We start from the raw sequence: 5,548 nt of genomic DNA, 5'->3' as shown, positions 1-5,548 counted from the left end.
GAAAAATGTTCTGCAATTTCAATCAGCATTTGAGCCGCCTGAGCCATCTTGGTCTGGAAAGGAACTACTTCCCCTCTTATCGTGGCTGTCTCTTTTTTTCCCTGAATTGTTTTTAAGGGCAGATAAAACCGGAAATCTAAAAATAAGCACGCCCAGCGACCTTTGACCTGTTTCAACAACCCCACCGATACAATATTTTGTGCCCATGGATATTTGCTTTGGTTCGACTTGGCCGCGTGGTCAAAAATTGCTTCACAACCGAAGATTTTCTTGCCTACTTTAGTGATAATGGAGTCATCCAAACCAACCAATATGCGGCCATCAGTTTCAGGGGACGGGATTAGCCCCCAGATAGTTTGCCATAGCCCAGCCCACGGTAGCGTTGGAGAAGCCATGAAAGTGTAAAATCGCTTATTCTTGATCTCAAACCCAAACAGCGTATCAAGGCAACGCCAAAGGTTAGATGTCATCGACGACGTAAAGGGAACGATAATGGACAGGATCGTGTAAACAAACAGAGAGGCTCGTTCGCGGCCTAAAGTGGTTTCGGAAAAATGATCTTGAAGCGGGAGTAAAATATCGCGTAAAATGAACATGAATGAGGCCGTTTTGTTTGTATAATCAATGAGTTAACATCTTTTATTATACAGTAAAAACAGGTCTCATTCATCATTAACCTGTTGTTTTTTAAGTAAATTCAAGGGTTTTAGCAAACGGAATGCCAGTGTTATTAGGGAATGCTAATATTTATTAAAAATAAGCACTAACTAATATTCTTATGCTTTAAAAACTAGGAAACTTCAGCTGCTTTATTGCCCGCACCTAAAACGAGAATACGTCGCAGAATTTTATTCAGACTCACATAACGATAAAAAAAGTATCGACTCAGCATCATGCCTAAAAATGCAAAAACCAGAGCATAAATAAAAACACTACGCGCTATTTGATATTTAGGAAACAAATAATAAATACTAATGATAACTGCTGCGGCTAAAGCAAAGCTCACACACACACGCACGCAAAACTAAGTTATAGTCTTGCCAGACAAGGCTACGTCGATATAAGCCTAAGCCCATACACGCCAAAGTCAGGATAGAAGAAAAAATGATACTCGCGTCTACAATATATTTACCTGAATACCAGGGGGAAACATTTAAAAAACGAACATCACTCCCCAAATACATCGCTAAATAAAAAATTAGCCACTCAGAAATTATTAGCCATAAATATGCGCTGGAAATATAATGTTTAAAAATTCTGATCATCCTGTTTTTCCCTTTTAAAATAAGCTATTTTTTCCATTACCACCCTTTACTCGCTAATAAGTTTTTAACATGTACAATTGGTATAGCATAAGTTATGCCAATTGGCTTGGATAATACATTTTCTTTTGTTTCTTTAACAAATACTTTATTAATAACGCCAATGACTTCCCCTGTTTGTACGTCATAAAGTGGACTTCCACTATTACCGGGATATGCAGTAGCATCTAACTGATAGACATTATACGGATTTTCCAGTCGCCGAATGAGTTTAGCATTAAGCTGGCCTGAATTAAAAACGGGAATCACTATCGGACTAATTGCAGAAATAATCCCTCGATGTGTCACAGGATATAAACCTAACACCATGCCTATAGGGTAGCCGGTAAAAGTATATAACCCACCTTCTTTAACATTACTTACACTTCCAAGTGTTAACGTTGGCAATCGTCCTCGTTTAAGTTTTAAAATGGCAATATCATGCTTTCTATCCACAGCTACTTTATCAACAATAGCCATTTTAGGGCTATTGTTATGACTAATAAAAAGGCCCATTTTTCAAGTCTGTCAGTATTTATTTTTTTTGCAACAACATGGGCGTTAGTAACGATTAACTGCCCATTACCGATCACAAACCCAGTACCTAAAAAAATACTTCTAGGGCTACGAGATGGCAAAAAAGTTCCTACACCAACAACACCGGGTTTAACTTTAAGCAAGGTCTCGGATAATTCCTGAGCCTGGGCATTGATTAGAAAACTAAAACTTATTAATAAAAATAAAGTTTTTTTTGTAAATTTCACACATTAACCCTCCCTATCCCTTTTAATTTAGATTAATTTAAACTTTAAATTAAATTATAGCTGATATAGAATCACACGGCACCCTCAGTTAGCAGACTCCAGGTCACATCACAAGAGATGATGCTATATGCAACCATTTACTAATTTAAGACTTCAATTATGAGCAAACTACCTGAAAAATCCAGTAACGTAGTCTGGCACCAATCGACGGTAAACAGAAAACGCCGAGAAGAAAAAAATCAACATAAATCTGTTGTCCTTTGGTTTACCGGTTTATCTGGATCGGGAAAATCAACTCTGGCACATGCAGTAGAGGAAAAACTATACCAGCTTGGTCTGAATACCTTTGTACTAGATGGTGATAATGTACGTCATGGACTTAATAAAGATCTTGGTTTTAGCGATCAGGACCGAAAAGAAAATATTCGTCGTATCAGTGAATCTGCAAAGCTTATGCTAGAGGCTGGAGTTATTACCCTGACCGCTTTTATTTCACCCTTTAAAGAAGAGCGCGAAATGGCTAGAAGTCTAATGCCGCATGGTGATTTTATTGAAATTCACTGCTACTGCCCTCTAGAAGTTTGTGAAACCCGGGATGTCAAAGGTCTGTATAAAAGAGCACGAAAGGGTGAAATTAAGCACTTTACGGGAATCTCATCTCCCTATGAAGCACCGGTAAAACCAGAATTAAAAGTTGACACCAACGCTCTATCTCTGGAAGAAAGTGCAGAACAGGTTATTGTCTTATTACGCGAAAGACACATCCTACCAGAGAGTACTCTATTATAAATGTATTACGATATATTTAATGGCGATGCTGATGGCATCTGCGCCTTAATTCAACTACGCCTTGCACAGCCACTTGAAGCAACATTAATTACAGGCATTAAACGTGACATACAATTACTCAAAAAAATTAATGTTCAGGCTGGTGATCAGCTCACTGTTTTAGATATTTCCATGCAAAAAAATATCGAACAATTAAAAAGTTCCTTAGAAAACGGCGCAACATTCTTTTATGCCGACCATCACCAGGCAGGTGATATTCCTCTACACGCTAATTTAACTACTTTAATTGATACCAGCTCAGACACCTGCACCAGTTTAATTATTAACCAGCACTTGCAAGGCCAGTTTCCTTTATGGGCTATTACAGCGGCTTTTGGTGATAATCTACATGCTAGTGCAGAGCACCTTGCCGCCAGCATGCAGATCAGCACTGAAACACTGGATCAGCTTAAAAATCTGGGTACTTATGTTAATTACAATGGGTATGGCAGTTGCCTGGCAGACCTGCACTTTGCCCCGAATAAGCTCTATCTTGAAATGGCAGCTTATACCTCACCTATTGATTTTATAGCTAATAATCAGCTTATTTATCAGCAATTAGAAAATGGATATTTAGAGGATATGCATCTCGCTGATCAAGTACAGGCGGAATATAGCGGCGAGAACTGTGCCGTTTTTATACTACCTGACCAAGCCTGGGCTAGACGCGTCAGCGGTGTATTTAGCAATGCCCTTGCTAATCAGTATCCAGATAGAGCGCATTCGGTGCTCACTTTTACGCCAGATAATGACTATCAAGTCAGTGTAAGGTCACCCTTAAATAATAAAACAAAAGCGGATGAACTTTGTGCATCATACCCTACCGGTGGAGGTCGTAGCGCTGCGGCAGGTATTAATCATTTAGCAACAGAAAATTTAAATCTTTTTATTGAAAAATTTGCAAAGACCTATGCTGAATAGCTAATTAAAGTCAGTACCTATCAATCAAGTTTGGTCAAAAATAAATAATCTAATATTTAGGCTCACGTGAATTCACATGACATAAGAATTGAACATTTTTTTGTTATAACTTATACTGAGTTTTCTACATCTTTTCAACTGGGGAACATCATGCTAAAATTTTACCTTTATGGTGCAATTGTACTAGGCGCGGCCTTATCAACTAATGCTTTGGCTATTGATTGTTTAGATTCAAATAAACTGGATAATACAGCATTAGGACACGCACTTTTAGGCAATACAGTATGTGTAGGGTCATCTGGAAACTGGGAGGCTCAGGAAGAGCATCGTCCTGGTGACGAGTTATCGGATTATCATTCCGGCCCCGACAGTGCTAATCTTCCAACTTCCAACTCCACCTCCACCTCCAATAATAAATGATCCAGACTCGCGGGATCCAACAGATAGATTAGGCACCTGGACAATCACCGATAACGAAGTTACTTATAACTATACTAATGTGCATTCTAGTGTACATGATAGTGGACCATACACATACACCCTCCATAATGACGGCAGTCTAACTCTTTATAAGTTTTGTGCAGCTGGAAGTGGCACAGATACAGAGGCAACGATTTTGACTGGCACAGGAGCTGGTTGCACTCCTCCTTAAGATTGAAAGAACATCAGAATCATGTAACACACTTTCACTTAAAGTCTCACGCTACTACAAATTTTTATACCGACGTGGGGTGAGACTTCATAATAGGTGGAACCACACTATTAGCTATCTCAGTTTAAAGGCGAACCTAAGTCAGCCAAGTTTATACTAGCACGATGAAAGCTATGTACAATAATAATTCAAGGGGGGTGGTTAACTAGCAATGGCATTCGCTTAAGCCATTACCCCATTCGGTTAAGAGCCCGCACGAATGCAATCGCATGAGAAATCACTTTACCCATTTCAAATCTACATTAGGCCGTCGATTCACACCCCCGCCATTTGTTCACAGGCTTTTTGGATTTCCTAATATAGGATCGACCCGGTCTGAGCTTTTGATGATTTCGTGAAATAGAGCTGACAATGTCATCCATCACTTTTTTGATACAGCGTGCCGGAACAAACATGATATCTTCCAGATGCCTCGACATGGTTGCCAGGCTATTTTTAAAGTTTGCCTGTATTGTTTGTTTCGGATCCATTTCGTCTGGTTGCAGATTTATCAGACTATTTAATAAGTTTTCAGATTCATTGGTACAGAGTCTACTCATGGTGATCAGTACAAAATGGGCAAACAATTCCTGTTTTACGGTACGCTCACTTCGGCCATGGAAGTCATCGACCACAATCATATTTTTACTGATTTTATACAGCTCTTCAATTCCCCAGCGGGCGTGATAGACCTCTTTTAATGCGTCAATCGTGTATCGTTCGTCAAGCAATGTTGTGCCGATACAGTAGGTCTTGCCCTCCAGTGTATATTTAATCAGTCTGATGGTGAGCGCTTTGAACTGGATATCCGGATATTGTTTGCGAATGTCACGCTGAGTCTCTTTAGTGGGTAAGAGTGTGATAATTTGATCGGTCTGTGTGCTGTTTCTAAAATCATCAATCGCCTTAAAGGTGTTTTTCTGCAGGCGAAAAACGGGATGCACGCCCATTTGCATATGATAATACAACATGGCGTAGGAAAAGTAGCCGCGATCGTAAACCACGACATCACCTGTCGTGAGGGTTTTTAAATGCGCCAGTGC

General features: G+C 39.5%; 7 protein-coding genes and 1 pseudogene. 3 read left to right on the top strand and 5 right to left on the bottom strand.

What is annotated here, in order from left to right:
- From CDZ78_RS18520 to CDZ78_RS24130, 4 genes and pseudogenes are all read right to left on the bottom strand, one after another.
- Positions 1-596, bottom strand: a pseudogene (locus tag CDZ78_RS18520) (IS701 family transposase); the annotation flags it as partial.
- Between the two features lie 194 nt (positions 597-790).
- Entirely contained in the window at positions 791-1,006 is a 216-nt protein-coding gene (locus CDZ78_RS18515) for a hypothetical protein (RefSeq protein WP_087871302.1), read from the bottom strand.
- A 295-nt stretch (positions 1,007-1,301) separates the two neighbouring features.
- A complete protein-coding gene (locus tag CDZ78_RS23390; protein ID WP_244559289.1) occupies positions 1,302-1,781 on the bottom strand; it encodes a trypsin-like peptidase domain-containing protein in 480 nt (159 codons plus the stop codon).
- Positions 1,760-2,065, bottom strand: coding sequence for a S1C family serine protease (locus tag CDZ78_RS24130; RefSeq protein ID WP_244559288.1), 306 nt, complete (start codon positions 2,063-2,065; stop codon positions 1,760-1,762). The genes CDZ78_RS23390 and CDZ78_RS24130 overlap by 22 nt, the downstream gene beginning before the upstream one ends.
- A gap of 159 nt (positions 2,066-2,224) precedes the next feature.
- Here CDZ78_RS24130 and cysC point away from each other — a divergent pair, with 159 nt between their 5' ends.
- From cysC to CDZ78_RS18495, 3 genes are all read left to right on the top strand, one after another.
- The gene (cysC, locus tag CDZ78_RS18505) at positions 2,225-2,854 is read left to right on the top strand and encodes an adenylyl-sulfate kinase (RefSeq protein ID WP_087871301.1); all 630 of its coding nucleotides are present in this window, start codon (positions 2,225-2,227) and stop codon (positions 2,852-2,854) included.
- Complete coding sequence (locus tag CDZ78_RS18500) at positions 2,855-3,814, top strand: DHH family phosphoesterase (RefSeq protein ID WP_087871300.1); 960 nt, start codon at positions 2,855-2,857, stop codon at positions 3,812-3,814. It begins immediately after the preceding gene.
- A gap of 150 nt (positions 3,815-3,964) precedes the next feature.
- Complete coding sequence (locus CDZ78_RS18495; RefSeq protein ID WP_087871299.1) at positions 3,965-4,234, top strand: hypothetical protein; 270 nt, start codon at positions 3,965-3,967, stop codon at positions 4,232-4,234.
- A gap of 534 nt (positions 4,235-4,768) precedes the next feature.
- Here the strand turns inward: CDZ78_RS18495 and CDZ78_RS18490 are convergent.
- Positions 4,769-5,548: transposase (locus CDZ78_RS18490; RefSeq protein WP_140414205.1), on the bottom strand; the 780-nt coding region annotated here is incomplete at its 5' end.

It is taken from the genome of Bathymodiolus platifrons methanotrophic gill symbiont, from assembly GCF_002189065.1.
Classification (GTDB): domain Bacteria; phylum Pseudomonadota; class Gammaproteobacteria; order Methylococcales; family Methylomonadaceae; genus Methyloprofundus.
The sequence above is the reverse complement of the archived record's forward strand: the minus strand, read 5'-3'. Positions and strand labels throughout refer to the sequence as shown.

Excerpts from the sequence above, each read along its gene's own strand:
- CDZ78_RS23390 (WP_244559289.1), bottom strand. The coding sequence starts at position 1,781 with ATGGCTATTGTTGATAAAGTAGCTGTGGATAGAAAGCATGATATTGCC.
- cysC (WP_087871301.1), top strand. The coding sequence starts at position 2,225 with ATGAGCAAACTACCTGAAAAATCCAGTAACGTAGTCTGGCACCAATCG.
- CDZ78_RS18500 (WP_087871300.1), top strand. The coding sequence starts at position 2,855 with ATGTATTACGATATATTTAATGGCGATGCTGATGGCATCTGCGCCTTA.
- CDZ78_RS18495 (WP_087871299.1), top strand. The coding sequence starts at position 3,965 with ATGCTAAAATTTTACCTTTATGGTGCAATTGTACTAGGCGCGGCCTTA.